This is a genomic window from Plantibacter sp. CFBP 8775 (assembly GCF_014839505.1).
In the GTDB taxonomy this organism is placed as follows: Bacteria; Actinomycetota; Actinomycetes; order Actinomycetales; family Microbacteriaceae; genus Plantibacter; species Plantibacter auratus.
The window spans coordinates 351,258-362,897 of record NZ_JACYNV010000001.1; the positions used below are offsets into that span (position 1 = coordinate 351,258).

Below are 11,640 nucleotides of genomic sequence, written 5' to 3' on the forward strand. Positions count from 1 at the left end.
GAATCGAGGGCGGGCCGCTACAGGCCGACCCACTCCGTATCGCCGTCGGCCAGGTGCTGGCGTTTCCAGATGGGGACGGTGCGCTTGATCTCCTCGACCAGCCGCTCGCACGCGGCGAACGCCTCGGCCCGGTGCGCAGCGGCGACGGCGGCGACGAGCGCGAGGTCGCCGACGACGAGCGACCCGACGCGGTGCGCTGCTGCCACTCGAAGACCGGTCTCCGAGGCGACCGTCCGGCAGCAGTCCTCCAGGAACCGCTGGGCATCGGGATGGGCCCGGTAGTCGAGGGCGTCGACCGCCTCGCCGTGGTCATGGTCGCGCACGATCCCCCGGAAGGCGACGAGTGCGCCGTTGGCGGGTGCCGCGACGAAGTCCTCGATCGCGTGCGCGTCGAGGGGCGACTCCGAGATGAGGGCGAGGACCTCGGGAACCGTCGACTCACTCATGCGCGCCACCTCCGGCGATCTGGGCGACGAGGTGGTCGAGCAGGCCGTCGAGGACCGCGAGTCCGTCCTTCACGCCGCCGGTCGACCCGGGCAGGTTCACCACGACGGTGCCGCCGGAGACCCCTGCGAGCCCGCGACTGAGCGCCGCGGTCGGGGTCTTGGTCGACCCGAGGGCGCGGATCGCCTCGGCGATGCCGGGCAGTTCGCGGTCGAGGTGGGACTGCGTCGCCTCCGGGGTGCGGTCGCTCGGCGAGAGGCCGGTGCCGCCCGTCGTGATGAGCACCGCGGGCGTGGCGTCCAAGGCTGCCGTGATCGCGAGGTGCACGTCCGCGTCGGACACGACCGTCACCGCATCCACCGCGTAGTCGTGCTCGGACAACCAGGTGGAGATGCGCGGCCCCGTGAGGTCTTCGCGCGTGCCCGCCGCACCGGCGGTCGACGCGACGATGACGGCCGCGGTTCGCGGACGGACCGTTCGCGCCACAGGTGCTTCGATCGGCTCCGACGCTTCCGGCGTCCAGTTCCCGCGCTTGCCGCCGGACTTCTCCAGCAGCCGGATGTCGCCGAGGACCGAGGCCGGGTCGACGGCCTTGACCATGTCGTGCAGGGTCAGGCCGGCGATCGACGCGGCCGTCAGGGCCTCCATCTCGACCCCGGTCTGGCCGGTGGTCTTCGCCGTCGCGGTGATGACGATGGAGTCCTCGGTGAACGCGAAGTCGAGGCTCACGGACGACAGCGCGAGCTGGTGACACAGCGGGATGAGCTCGCTCGTCCGCTTGGCTCCCGCGATCCCCGCGATGCGAGCGGTAGCGATGACGTCCGCCTTCGGCAGGCCGTCCGCTTGAACGAGCGCGATCACGTCTGGTCGGGTGGTGAAGGTCGCCGTCGCCGTCGCGACCCGCTTCGTCGTGGCCTTGTCGCCGACATCGACCATGCGTGCGCGGCCGTCGTCGTCGAGGTGTGTGAGCCCGGTCATAGTGCCCATGCTTCCACAGCGTCACCGGCGTCGAGCTCGAGTGTGTCCTCCGGGATCACGATTAGCACGTCGGAGGCCGCGAGCCCGGCGACGAGGTGCGAGCCGGGGCCTGCAACTGGTTCGACCCGGCCGTCGTCTCGTCGGCGTCCGCGGAGGAACTGGCGCTTGCCGGGCACCGAACGCACGGCGACCGCGAGTTCGGCCGGTGCGCGTGTCGCCTGCGGCAGCCCTGCGACCCGGCGGAGGACCGGAGCGACGAAGACCTCGAACGAGAGCTGGGTGCTCACCGGGTTGCCGGGGAACGCGATGATCGGGACGCCCCGGTGGGCACCGAGCGCCTGTGGTCCGCCGGGCTGCATCGCGACCGAACCGATCCAGCCACCCAGCGGACCGAGGACGTCACGGACGACCTCGTGCTCACCCATGGAGATACCGCCGGAGGTGAGGATGAGATCGACCTCGCTGTGGAGGTCGTCGAGCAGGGCGAGCAGGACGTCGGCATCGTCGACGACGCGCGCACGGGCGGCGACCTCGGCCCCGGCTGCGAGGACGGCGGCCGCCAGCGCGGTCCCGTTGGAGTCGAAGGTCTGGCCGAGCGTCGGCGTCTCGCCGGGTTCGACGAGTTCGGCACCGGTCGTAACGATCGCGACCCGCACCCGCCGACGCACCTCGACGGTCGTGATCCCGGCCGCAGCCAACACGGCGAGGTGTCGTGAAGCGAGGCGCACGCCGGCCGGCAGCAGCTCCTCGCCGGCGCGGACGTCGCTCCCGCGTTCCCGGACGAACAGCCCCACCGGGCGCTCGCCACCGCCGCGCGCAGGACCGAGGAGAACGGTCTCGACACCGTCCGGATCCGTCTCGACCTCGCTCTCCTCGACCGGCACGACGACGTCCGCACCCGGCGGAACGACCGCGCCCGTCATGATGCGCACCGAGGTCCCCGCCTCGAGCGGCGCGGGGTTGATCGGGCGCGCGGCGATCTCGCCCACCACCCGCAGTCGCGTCTCATCGCCCGTGAGGTCTGCCGCCCGAACCGCGAAGCCGTCCATCTGCGAGTTGCGGAACAGCGGCAGGTCGACCGGTGACGGCACCGCCACCGCCGTCACCCGAGCTGCGGCCTCGTCGATCGGCACGTGCTCGGCGCCGGTGTCGGTCACGTCGTGGAGGAGGGCTGCGACGTCGGAGGCGTGTTGCTCGACGGTCTTCCGACTCGTGGGCGCTGGCGTCGTCATGGTGGTTCCCGTCGTCGAGGTCGGTCGGTGGGGCTGCACGGGGTATTCGGAGCCGCGGTCAGTAGCGGGGGACGGTCGGATCCACGAGCCGCGACCACGCGTCGATGCCGCCCTCGAGATGGACGGCCGAGTAGCCGCGCTCGAGGAGCAGGCGAAGCGCGGACTCGGATCGGATGCCGTGGTGGCAGTAGACGACCACGGGCGTCTCGGGGTCGAGCCCGTGGAGCGTCTCGGGGAGCGAGCCGAGCGGCATCAGCGTCGAACCGGGCAACCGGGCGATCTCCGCCTCCCACGGCTCCCGGACGTCGAGCAGGACGGCCTCATCGTCGCTCGCCGCGAGCTGCGGTGCGGTGATCGTGCGGCCGCCGTGTCGCGGCTCGTGCGGGGCTGCCGCTGCGGCGCTCGCCGCGTCCCCGCCTGGCGTCCGATGCAGATGCTCATCGAGCGACACCTGCCGGGCGCCCGCGGGGTCGCGCTCGTACCGGAGTTCGCGGAACCCGCCGCTCAGCCCGTCGAACATCGTCACCCGGCCGAGCGAGAGGGTCCCGACCCCGGTGAGCACCTTGATCGCCTCGGTGGCCATGATGGACCCGATGACCCCGACCGTGGTGGGCAGGACGCCGCCGGCCTCGCAGGAGAGCACCGAACCGTCCGTCGGCGGGTGGGGGAAGAGGTCGCGGTAGCGCGGGCCGCGAGACGACCAGCTGAGTCCAGCCTGCCCGCCGTACTGCGAGACCGCACCCCAGACGAGTGGGACGTCGGCGAGCGTCGCGGCGTCGTCGACCAGGTAACGGGTCTCGAAGTTGTCGCTGCCGTCAATGACGAGGTCGATCTCCGCGTCGGCCAGGAGGCCCATGATCTCGCCGGGTCCGAGGCGGAGGCGGTGCCTGAGGATCGTCGCATCGGTGTTGACGGCGAGGGCGCGATCGGCGGCGGAGTCGACCTTCGACCGGCCGACGTCCGCGGTGCTGTGGACGGTCTGCCGATGCAGGTTGCTGAGCTCGACCGTGTCGTCGTCCACCAGGTGGATCGCGCCGTCACCGGAACCGACACCGGCAGCGGCAAGCGCCGGGATGACGATGCTGCCCAGGCCGCCGGCGCCGACGATCAGCACCCGCGCATCGGCGAGACGCTGCTGCGCCGTTGGTCCGAACCCGGGGAGGGCGAGCTGCCTGGCGTACCGCGCGGTCGAGGACATGCGCCGATTATCCCACCGGCACCATGCCCGCCGGCCCTCAGGCCGCATCCGCTCGCGTCCGCAGGAGGCAGCAGGCGCCGCGGCGAGAAGCCGACAGGAGTGGTGCAGTGGCACGACGCGTCGATCGATGCTGGGATGGACGCATGGATGACCACCTCCCCATCGTCGAGTTCGCGTTCCCCGGCCCGCTGCGGGACAGGCTGGTGGCGGCGATCGAGTCCGGCGAGAAGGTCGCGACGAGTTCCCTGGCGCACGAGTACGAGGTGGCAGGCGAGGAGTTGCCGGCGGTCGGGCAGCGCGGAATCGTCGTCGATTCCGATGGCGTTCACCGCTTCGTCATCGAGACGGTGGGTGTCGAGGTGGTACCGCTGGGCGAGGTGCCGCTGGCTCACGCTCTGGCAGAGGGCGAAGGCTACGCGTCGGTCGCCGACTGGCGTGCCGGTCACGAGCGGTTCTGGACCTCACCGGAGATGCAGGCCGAACTCGGCGCCGACTTCCACCTCGACGACACGACGCTCGTCGTCCTCGAACGGTTCGCCCTCATCGCCCGGGACTGAGGCCGATCAGACCGGCTTGACGGGCGTGCGCAGGAGGCAGAAGGCGTTGCCCTCGGGATCGGCGAGGACGTGCCACGACTCATCGCCCGTCTGCCCGATGTCCGTCGGGCGCGCTCCGAGAGCCAACAGGCGCTCGAGTTCGGCGTCCTGGTCGCCGTCGGTCGGGCTGACGTCGATGTGGAGCTTCGACTTCGGCTGCGGCGGGTCGTCGCTGCGGCTGAGGATGATGGTCGGTTGCGACCCACCGAAGCCGTCCCGCGCTCCGATCTCCACCCCGTCCTCGTCTCGGTCGAGCACGACGAAGTCGAGGACCTCGCACCAGAAGCGGGCGAGCGCTTCCGGATCGCGGCAGTCCAGGACGAGTTCACTGATGCGGCATGACATGACGGCACGCTACCCCGCACGCGTCGTGCAGCGGAACCCGTTGCGGATCGGCTAGGACTCGTCCCCAGCGGTCTCGGCCCAACGGGTCAGCGCGATCACGAAGCCACGGACGAGGCGGTCGAAGCTCCGGTCGAGGTCGCGGTCGAGGCCGAAGGAGCCTGCCGCCTCGAGCGAGACGAAGCCGTGCAGGGTGGAGCGGAACACGCGGATCGCGTCGATGGCGTCGTCGCCGCGGAGCTCGTAGGCCGCGAGGACGTCGCTGATGACCTGGATGGCGCCGAGCGATGCCGCCGCGTCCTCCTCATCCTCCGGCCCGGCGATCCACTGCGCGGCCGTATAGCGTGCCGGGTGCTCCAGGGCCCACTCCCGGTATGCGCCGGCCATCACCGTGATCGCATCCGCGCCCGAACGGCCGACGGCGGCGCGCAGCAGGACGTCGCCGAGCTCGCCCTTCGCTTGGAGGGAGATGCTCCGGCGGAGTCCGGCGAGCGAGTCGAGGTGCTTGTAGAGCGAGGGCTGCCGGACGCCGAGCCGTTCGGCGAGGGCGGCGAGGGTCAGCCCCTCGAGCCCGACCTCGTCGGCGAGTTCAGCCGCTTCGTCCACCACGCGCGCGCGGCTGAGTCCCGCCCTAGGCACGGTGCAGCGCCGACTGGAGGAAGCCGAGGACGGCCTGCGAGGTGACCTCGTGCTGCTGGGCCTGCGGGTAGTGGCCGGCGTCCTCGACGAGGACGACCTCCGCCTGCAGGGTGTCGCCGATCCAGCGGGCCTCTCCTGCGGGGTCGGGGAAGTCGGGGTCCTTGGTGCCCATGATCACGAGCGTCGGAGCGCTCACGCCGGGGAGCGCAGCCTCGGCCGGGGCATGGTCGGTCTGTCTGGTCGTCTGCGAGAAGGCCTTGCCGTAGGCGGGGCGACGCAGGCTCGCGAAGACGTCGGCGAGGTAGTCGTCGAAGTCGACCGGCTTCCGGCCCGCGTTCAGCGTGGGGAGGTAGGCCTTCCAGACCCGTGCGATCCACAGCGGAGCCATCATGGCGCGGAAGACCGCCTGCATGACGGCGCCCGCCTTCGGGTTGCGGACGAAGGGCCCGACGAGGACGAGACCGGACACGTCCTCCGGGTGCTCGGCGGCGACGATCACGCCCGCGCCGGCAGCGAGGGAGTTCCCGATGACGACGGCTGGGGCGCCGAGGTCGCGGATGAGGGCGTGGACGTCCGAGGCGGTCGCGACGTCGCCGTACGAGGAGAACGTCGTGTCGCTGTCGCCGTGACCACGGAGGTCGGTGGAGGCGACGCGGTACCCGGCCTGGACGAGTGCGGGAGCGAGGAAGCGGTAGGAGGAGCGGAGCTCGCCCATTCCCGGGACGAGGACGACGAGCGGGCCGTCGCCCTGGATCTCGTAGGCGATCTTGCCCTCGGGACGGTCGAGGTAGCGGGTGGCAGGCCCTGTCGATGCCGGGTTCGTGTTCATGAAGCTAGTCTGCATCGCCGTTTGGCTAATGTCAATAGCTTTGATGGATCGGCTGTCGAAGCAATCTCATCGACTCGGCGCTGGTGCCGCGCACTGGCGCCGATACTCGGCGACCGTGTCGACCTTCGGCAGGATGAGGAGCAGAGCCAGGTAGACGAGGCCGGCGGTCCCGCCCGTGAAGAGGAGGAGGAAGAGGGCGACGGTGCGGACCCAGTCCACGCGGAAGTCGCCGTACGCGGCGATGCCGGCGCACAGGCCGCCGAACCAGCTCCCCTCCCCGATGCGACAGAAGAATCGACCGCGAGCGGGATAGGCGAGGATCCGGATCGGCGGTGCTTCCTGCTCGACGGAGCCCGTCTCCGCGAGGATCATCGCGAGCTGCTCGTCGTCGATCGCGGCGCCAGGGGTTGCCGGCATCGATCGCAGGCGGTCTCCGAGTGTCGTCTCGAGGTCGCGTACGGTCTCGTCCGCATCGGGGTCGGTGCCGAGTGCGGCGCGGGTGTTCGACAGGTAGCGGAGCAGGTGGGCGTGGGCGGCGGCCGTCAGCGGGATCGTCTCCGCATGCCCACTCAGGCTCATGTGGTGGATCTGTTCCATGTCAGTGTCCGATCGTCGTGATCATGTCGGTGAGGGAGGACCAATAGGTGCGGAAGTCCAGGAGCTGCACTCGTCCGGCCTCGGTCAGGGAGAGGTACTTGCGAGGTGGACCGGACGTGGACTCCTGCCAGTCGTGTGCCAGGAGGTCTTCGCGTCGGAGCTTGTTCAGGAGGGGATAGAGCGTGGCTTCCTGGACGGGGAAGCCGGCTTCGCGAAGCGCCGTCGCGATCTCGCCCGCGTAGCGTCGCTGATGCTCGACCGAAGCGAGCACGAGCGGTTCGAGCATGCCTCGGCGGAGTGCCGCGAGCTTGCTATCTGGTTCCATGCCGGTACTGTAACACGACTCGGTACCGTGCGAGATTCGATCAGCCGAGGTCCGTCCACCAGCGGACGCCGTCGAGGGTGACGCGCGTGATCTCCTCGTGATGGAGGACGACGAGCAGGACGTCGTCGCAGAGCCGACAGCGCACCACCCAAGCATCCGGTGTGCCGAACACCAGCTCCGCGGCGAGGGGCGAGACGTCGCGGCACCCGAGGCACTGCGACATCGTCCCGCTCGGGTCGGTGCCGGTCAGTTCCGACATGGTTCCGGCGAGGACGTTCCCGTCCAGATGCGAGGTCATCACGCGCCTCCGAACCGCTCGGTCTTGATGCGGGCGGGATCATGGCCGATTGCGACCAGGGTGTCGGCGACCGCCTCGACGAAGCCGGTCGGTCCGCAGACGAACACCGACGGGGCCTCGCCGCCGGTGACCTCGAGCGCCTGCAGGTCGGCCGCCACCAGGCGGCCGGCGGGACGAGGCCAGCCGTCGGGCGCTCGCCGGGTGTAGATCCAGGTGACCTCGACCCCGGTCGCCGCAGCGAGCTCGTCGGCGAAGAAGGCGTCCTGCGGTGAGCGGACCGAGTACACGAGTCGGAACGGCGTCGTGCTCCCGGCCGCCTCGTGCGCTCGCACCATCGCCATGAGCGGCACGATGCCCGAACCGCCGCCGATCAGGAGGACCGGCTCCGTGTCCTCGGGGCGCCAGACGAACCAGCCGCCCAGTGGTCCACGCACCTCGACCTGGTCGCCGACCTCGATCGCGTCGACGAGGAACGGGGAGACCTCGCCGTCGGGGACCCGGTCGACGGCGATCTCGATGCGGTCACCGGCGTCCGCCGAGGCGATCGAGTAGGAGCGGACCGCCTGGTAGCCGTCGGGCGCCGTGAGGCGGACGTCGGCGTGCTGCCCGGCCAGGTTCCCGCCCCAGCCGGGGGCGTCCAGGATGAGGCTCCGCCCCGATGGGGTCAGCTGCGTCGCCGTGACCACGGTTGCCGCCTTCCAGACGTCGACATGGCCCGTGCGCCTCACGAGTACCGCTGTTCGAGCCAGGGGTCACCGTAGGCGTGATAGCCGTTCTGCTCCCAGAACCCCGGTTCGTCGTCCTGCTGCATGACGAGGCCGCGGATCCACTTCGCGCTCTTCCAGAAGTAGAGGTGCGGGATGAGGAGTCGTGCCGGGCCGCCGTGCTCCGCGGCGAGCGGCTCGCCGTCGAAGCCGGTGGCGATCCAGGCCTTGCCGTCCAGGAGGTCGTCGAGTGGGACGTTGGTCGTGTAACCGCCGTAGGAGTGGGCCATCACGAAGTCGTAGCCGCTCTCGACCTCGGCGAAGAGCGTGTCGAGGGAGACGCCCTGCCAGCTCGTGCCGAGCTTCGTCCAGCGGGTCACGCAGTGGATGTCGCGGGTGATGTCGTCCTGCTGGAGGGCCTGCATGGCCGCCCAGTCCCAGCGGTGGGTCTCCCCCGTCTCCGTGCGGATCTGGAACTCCCACTCATCGGTGTCGATCCGCGGCGTGGGTCCGGCGGACAGGACGGGGAAGTCCTCGGTGAGGAACTGGCCGGGCGGGAGTCGGTCGTCCTGCTCCCGTGCCCGTCCTCCGAAACCGCGTGTGAACACCGCCATGTCGACCTCCTCAGGATGGTCATCACCCTAGTGAGCAGGTGTCGGTGAAGCCAGGCCCTCCTGGGGTCACCAAGTGGTTCCGGCCTCGCTCAGCCGGTGATGAGGTTCGACAGCGCGTCGATCGAGTGGACGACGGCGAGGGCGCCGGTGGCCTCCGCCGGCGAGCCGTAGCCCCACTCGACGAGGATCGTCGGGATCCCGTGCGCCGCTGCGCCCTCGATGTCGTGGAGGCGGTCGCCGACCAGTACGGTGCGGGACGTGTCGACGCCGGCGGCCGTGAGACGCCGGAGGGCCTCGCCGACGACGTCGGCCTTGCTGCTGCGGACCTCGTCCTCGGAGGCGCCCGTGACGACGGTGAAGTACTGGCTCAGGCCGAAGTGGTCGAGGATCGTGTTCGCCTGCGACTCGGGCTTCGAGGTCGCGAGCCCGATCGGGATCCCGGCCTCGGAGATGCGCGCGAGCAGCCCGGCGACGCCTGGGAACACCGCTGTGCCGACCTCGGCGCCCTCGATGGCGACCTGGCGACGGTACTCGGTGAGGGCGAGCTGCGACTGCAGGGGGTCCATGTCCGCGAAGTCGCGGAAGGAGTCGAGTAGCGGCGGCCCGACCCAACGCAGCAGCGATTCGTCGGACGGGACGACGGCACCGACGTTCGCCAGGGTCGTCTTCATGCGCGAGATGATGCCGGGCGCCGAGTCCACGATCGTGCCGTCGAGGTCGAACAGCACGCAGGACCAGCTGCGGTGGAAGGACACGGTCGTACTCGCGAGGTAGAGATCGGTCACACGCTCCATCCTAGGGCGACCCCTCCCGTGGGGAAGGGTTGTCAACCGGTTGCCAGAGCCGTAGGCTGACAGGGCCGGCAGCCCGACTGTCTGGTTCCCGATGACGAGAACGAACGCGAAGGCGGAAGCGCACGTGAATGCACAACACCCGGTGAGCTGGACCCTGTCGGGCTTCGGCGACGAGATCGACGCCGACCCGACGACGCAGATCGCCGTGCTGGAGGCGCTCGGTGCATCGCACATCGAGGTCCGGAGCGCGTGGGGCGTCAACATCATCGACCTCGACGCCGACCAGCTCGCCCGACTCGGTGCGCAGCTGCAGCGGTCGGGCATGGGTGTGTCCGCCATCGGATCGCCGATCGGCAAGGTCGACGTGGCCCTCGACGCCGAGCTGGAGGTCGCCCGACTCGCGCGCGCGATCGCCGCTGCACACGCCCTCGGGACCCCGAACATCCGCATCTTCTCCTTCTTCCGGGGCGCGGGCGTGCCGGTGGAGGCCACCCGCGACGACGTCCTGGTCCGCATGCGCCTGCTCGCCGATCTGGCCGAGCGTGAGGGGGTCGTGCTCCTGCACGAGAACGAGAAGGACATCTACGGCGACGTCCCGGAGCGCATCCTCGACCTCGTCGAGTCCGTCGGATCACCCGCGCTGCGGCTCGCCTGGGACAACGCGAACTTCGTCCAGGTGGGCGTCGCGCCGTTCGACGACGGCTACGCGATGCTGCGTCCGTACGTCGACTACCTGCAGGTCAAGGACGCGGTCGCCGAGAGCGGCCAGGTCGTGCCGTCCGGCGAGGGCGACGGGCAACTGCGTGAAACGCTCATGGCATTGCGCGACGACGGCTACGCCGGGTTCGCCTCGCTCGAGCCGCACCTCGCCGACACCCACGCGCTCGGTGGCTTCTCGGGTCCCGCCTCGTTCGGCGTGGCCGCCCGGGCCTTCCGGAGGCTCACCGACGAGCTGGGGATCGAGCTGCGATGAGCCGCGTGCCCGCACCCGTCCTCCGCCGCGTCGCCGTGATCGGGTGCGGCGACATCTCCGCACTCCATCTCGCCGCGATCGGGACGGTCCCCGGTGCGCAGCTCGTGGCGGTGTGCGACGTCGACGCCGGCCGGCTCGATGCGGCGAGGGCTGCGACGGGTGTCCCGGGCTTCACCGACCTCGATCGACTGTTCGACGAGGCGCGACCCGACGTCGTCCACATCTGCACCCCGCACCACCTGCACGCCGACCAGGCGATCCGGGCGCTCGAGCGCGGGATCGACGTCATCCTCGAGAAACCACTCGCCCACACGCGCGAGGAGGCCGGACGGCTCCTGGCCGCGGCGGAGCACAGCCGAGCGAAGATCGCGGTGTGTTTCCAGAACCGCTACAACCAGCCTGCGGAGCGCGCGAAGGAACTCCTCGACTCGGGTGAGCTCGGCGCCGTGCTCGGCGCCTCGGCGGTCGTGCCGTGGCATCGGACGGCGGCCTACTACGAGGATCGCCCGTGGCGCGGTCGCTGGGAGACCGGCGGCGGCGGACTCCTCATGAACCAGGCGATCCACACGATCGACCTCGTGCAGTGGTTGGTCGGCGACCCGATCGAGGCGACGGGGTCGATCGCCACTCGCGCGCTCGCCGAGGTGATCGAGGTCGAGGACACAGCCGAGCTGCGCATCGTGCACGCGGGTGGCGCGACGAGCACGGTCTACGCGACGGTCGCCGGGGTCGCGAACCTGCCCGTGACGATCGACGTCGTCTGCGAGCGGGGCACGCTGAGCCTCGGCGCCGAACTCACCGCCCGCTTCGCCGACGGGCGCGTCGAGACCACCGTCGAGCGCGTGACGGCCAGCGGAGCGCGTGCCTACTGGGGCGTCTCCCATGAACGGCTGATCCAGGACTTCTACGCGGGGCTCGACGAGCCGGGCGCCTTCTGGCTCCACCCCGCCGAAGCACGCAAGGCGTTCGACGTGATCCAGGACGTCTACGACGCGGCGATCCCCGAGCGACGGTCGTCGATCCTCGCCGCGCAGCTCGGCGCTCGCTGAGCCACCACCCGTTGCAGGCGGCGACGCC

Annotated in this window: 16 protein-coding genes; 3 read left to right on the forward strand and 13 right to left on the reverse strand. The window is 70.7% G+C overall.

Going from position 1 to position 11,640, the window contains the following annotated elements; translation table 11 throughout:
- Positions 1-17 precede the first annotated feature (17 nt).
- Genes IFR14_RS01645 through IFR14_RS01660 form a run of 4 tightly spaced genes read right to left on the reverse strand, consistent with a single transcriptional unit; the run spans position 18 to position 3,852 of the window.
- Positions 18-446 carry a molybdenum cofactor biosynthesis protein MoaE gene (locus tag IFR14_RS01645; protein ID WP_191940004.1) on the reverse strand — a complete coding sequence of 143 codons (429 nt, stop codon included), beginning with the start codon at positions 444-446 and terminating at the stop codon, positions 18-20.
- Positions 439-1,422, reverse strand: a complete 984-nt coding sequence (gene moaCB / locus IFR14_RS01650; RefSeq protein WP_191940005.1) for a bifunctional molybdenum cofactor biosynthesis protein MoaC/MoaB — start codon at positions 1,420-1,422, stop codon at positions 439-441. The genes IFR14_RS01645 and moaCB overlap by 8 nt, the downstream gene beginning before the upstream one ends.
- Positions 1,419-2,654 carry a molybdopterin molybdotransferase MoeA gene (locus IFR14_RS01655; protein WP_191940006.1) on the reverse strand — a complete coding sequence of 412 codons (1,236 nt, stop codon included), beginning with the start codon at positions 2,652-2,654 and terminating at the stop codon, positions 1,419-1,421. The genes moaCB and IFR14_RS01655 overlap by 4 nt, the downstream gene beginning before the upstream one ends.
- A gap of 58 nt (positions 2,655-2,712) precedes the next feature.
- Entirely contained in the window at positions 2,713-3,852 is a 1,140-nt protein-coding gene (locus tag IFR14_RS01660) for a ThiF family adenylyltransferase (protein ID WP_191940007.1), read from the reverse strand.
- Positions 3,853-3,995: 143 nt separating this feature from the next.
- On the opposite strand from IFR14_RS01660, the gene IFR14_RS01665 reads away from it, so the two are divergent.
- Positions 3,996-4,409 carry an ASCH domain-containing protein gene (locus IFR14_RS01665; protein ID WP_191940008.1) on the forward strand — a complete coding sequence of 138 codons (414 nt, stop codon included), beginning with the start codon at positions 3,996-3,998 and terminating at the stop codon, positions 4,407-4,409.
- Between the two features lie 6 nt (positions 4,410-4,415).
- Here IFR14_RS01665 and IFR14_RS01670 read toward each other — a convergent pair whose 3' ends face one another.
- The 9 genes from IFR14_RS01670 to IFR14_RS01710 form a co-directional block, all read right to left on the reverse strand.
- Positions 4,416-4,793 carry a VOC family protein gene (locus tag IFR14_RS01670; protein WP_071261898.1) on the reverse strand — a complete coding sequence of 126 codons (378 nt, stop codon included), beginning with the start codon at positions 4,791-4,793 and terminating at the stop codon, positions 4,416-4,418.
- A 51-nt stretch (positions 4,794-4,844) separates the two neighbouring features.
- Positions 4,845-5,399 carry a TetR/AcrR family transcriptional regulator gene (locus IFR14_RS21320; RefSeq protein WP_198425021.1) on the reverse strand — a complete coding sequence of 185 codons (555 nt, stop codon included), beginning with the start codon at positions 5,397-5,399 and terminating at the stop codon, positions 4,845-4,847.
- Positions 5,400-5,421: 22 nt separating this feature from the next.
- Positions 5,422-6,258, reverse strand: coding sequence for an alpha/beta fold hydrolase (locus IFR14_RS01680; protein WP_191940010.1), 837 nt, complete (start codon positions 6,256-6,258; stop codon positions 5,422-5,424).
- A gap of 66 nt (positions 6,259-6,324) precedes the next feature.
- Complete coding sequence (locus tag IFR14_RS20595) at positions 6,325-6,855, reverse strand: PspC domain-containing protein (RefSeq protein ID WP_197977356.1); 531 nt, start codon at positions 6,853-6,855, stop codon at positions 6,325-6,327.
- A 1-nt stretch (position 6,856) separates the two neighbouring features.
- Complete coding sequence (locus IFR14_RS01690; protein WP_159876711.1) at positions 6,857-7,180, reverse strand: PadR family transcriptional regulator; 324 nt, start codon at positions 7,178-7,180, stop codon at positions 6,857-6,859.
- 40 nt (positions 7,181-7,220) lie between these two features.
- Positions 7,221-7,478, reverse strand: a complete 258-nt coding sequence (locus tag IFR14_RS01695; protein ID WP_191940011.1) for a DUF6510 family protein — start codon at positions 7,476-7,478, stop codon at positions 7,221-7,223.
- Entirely contained in the window at positions 7,478-8,164 is a 687-nt protein-coding gene (locus IFR14_RS01700; protein ID WP_342365619.1) for a ferredoxin reductase, read from the reverse strand. Before IFR14_RS01700 ends, IFR14_RS01695 begins: the two co-directional genes overlap by 1 nt.
- A 38-nt stretch (positions 8,165-8,202) precedes the next feature.
- The gene (locus tag IFR14_RS01705) at positions 8,203-8,796 is read right to left on the reverse strand and encodes a sulfite oxidase-like oxidoreductase (RefSeq protein WP_086472594.1); all 594 of its coding nucleotides are present in this window, start codon (positions 8,794-8,796) and stop codon (positions 8,203-8,205) included.
- A gap of 89 nt (positions 8,797-8,885) precedes the next feature.
- Positions 8,886-9,581: an HAD hydrolase-like protein gene (locus tag IFR14_RS01710; RefSeq protein ID WP_194599907.1), complete on the reverse strand. Its 696-nt coding sequence runs from the start codon at positions 9,579-9,581 to the stop codon at positions 8,886-8,888.
- Positions 9,582-9,681: 100 nt separating this feature from the next.
- On the opposite strand from IFR14_RS01710, the gene IFR14_RS01715 reads away from it, so the two are divergent.
- Together IFR14_RS01715 and IFR14_RS01720 are read left to right on the forward strand one after the other, a co-directional pair.
- Positions 9,682-10,563, forward strand: coding sequence for a sugar phosphate isomerase/epimerase family protein (locus tag IFR14_RS01715; protein ID WP_191940012.1), 882 nt, complete (start codon positions 9,682-9,684; stop codon positions 10,561-10,563).
- On the forward strand, positions 10,560-11,612 hold the full coding sequence (locus IFR14_RS01720) for a Gfo/Idh/MocA family protein (RefSeq protein ID WP_191940013.1): 1,053 nt from the start codon (positions 10,560-10,562) through the stop codon (positions 11,610-11,612). Before IFR14_RS01715 ends, IFR14_RS01720 begins: the two co-directional genes overlap by 4 nt.
- The last annotated feature ends 28 nt before the right edge of the window (positions 11,613-11,640 follow it).

Coding starts and splice junctions, on each gene's coding strand:
- IFR14_RS01645 (WP_191940004.1), bottom strand. CDS start 446: ATGAGTGAGTCGACGGTTCCCGAGGTCCTCGCCCTCATCTCGGAGTCG.
- moaCB (WP_191940005.1), bottom strand. CDS start 1,422: ATGACCGGGCTCACACACCTCGACGACGACGGCCGCGCACGCATGGTC.
- IFR14_RS01655 (WP_191940006.1), bottom strand. CDS start 2,654: ATGACGACGCCAGCGCCCACGAGTCGGAAGACCGTCGAGCAACACGCC.
- IFR14_RS01660 (WP_191940007.1), bottom strand. CDS start 3,852: ATGTCCTCGACCGCGCGGTACGCCAGGCAGCTCGCCCTCCCCGGGTTC.
- IFR14_RS01665 (WP_191940008.1), top strand. CDS start 3,996: ATGGATGACCACCTCCCCATCGTCGAGTTCGCGTTCCCCGGCCCGCTG.
- IFR14_RS01670 (WP_071261898.1), bottom strand. CDS start 4,793: ATGTCATGCCGCATCAGTGAACTCGTCCTGGACTGCCGCGATCCGGAA.
- IFR14_RS01680 (WP_191940010.1), bottom strand. CDS start 6,258: ATGAACACGAACCCGGCATCGACAGGGCCTGCCACCCGCTACCTCGAC.
- IFR14_RS20595 (WP_197977356.1), bottom strand. CDS start 6,855: ATGGAACAGATCCACCACATGAGCCTGAGTGGGCATGCGGAGACGATC.
- IFR14_RS01690 (WP_159876711.1), bottom strand. CDS start 7,180: ATGGAACCAGATAGCAAGCTCGCGGCACTCCGCCGAGGCATGCTCGAA.
- IFR14_RS01695 (WP_191940011.1), bottom strand. CDS start 7,478: ATGACCTCGCATCTGGACGGGAACGTCCTCGCCGGAACCATGTCGGAA.
- IFR14_RS01705 (WP_086472594.1), bottom strand. CDS start 8,796: ATGGCGGTGTTCACACGCGGTTTCGGAGGACGGGCACGGGAGCAGGAC.
- IFR14_RS01715 (WP_191940012.1), top strand. CDS start 9,682: ATGACGAGAACGAACGCGAAGGCGGAAGCGCACGTGAATGCACAACAC.
- IFR14_RS01720 (WP_191940013.1), top strand. CDS start 10,560: ATGAGCCGCGTGCCCGCACCCGTCCTCCGCCGCGTCGCCGTGATCGGG.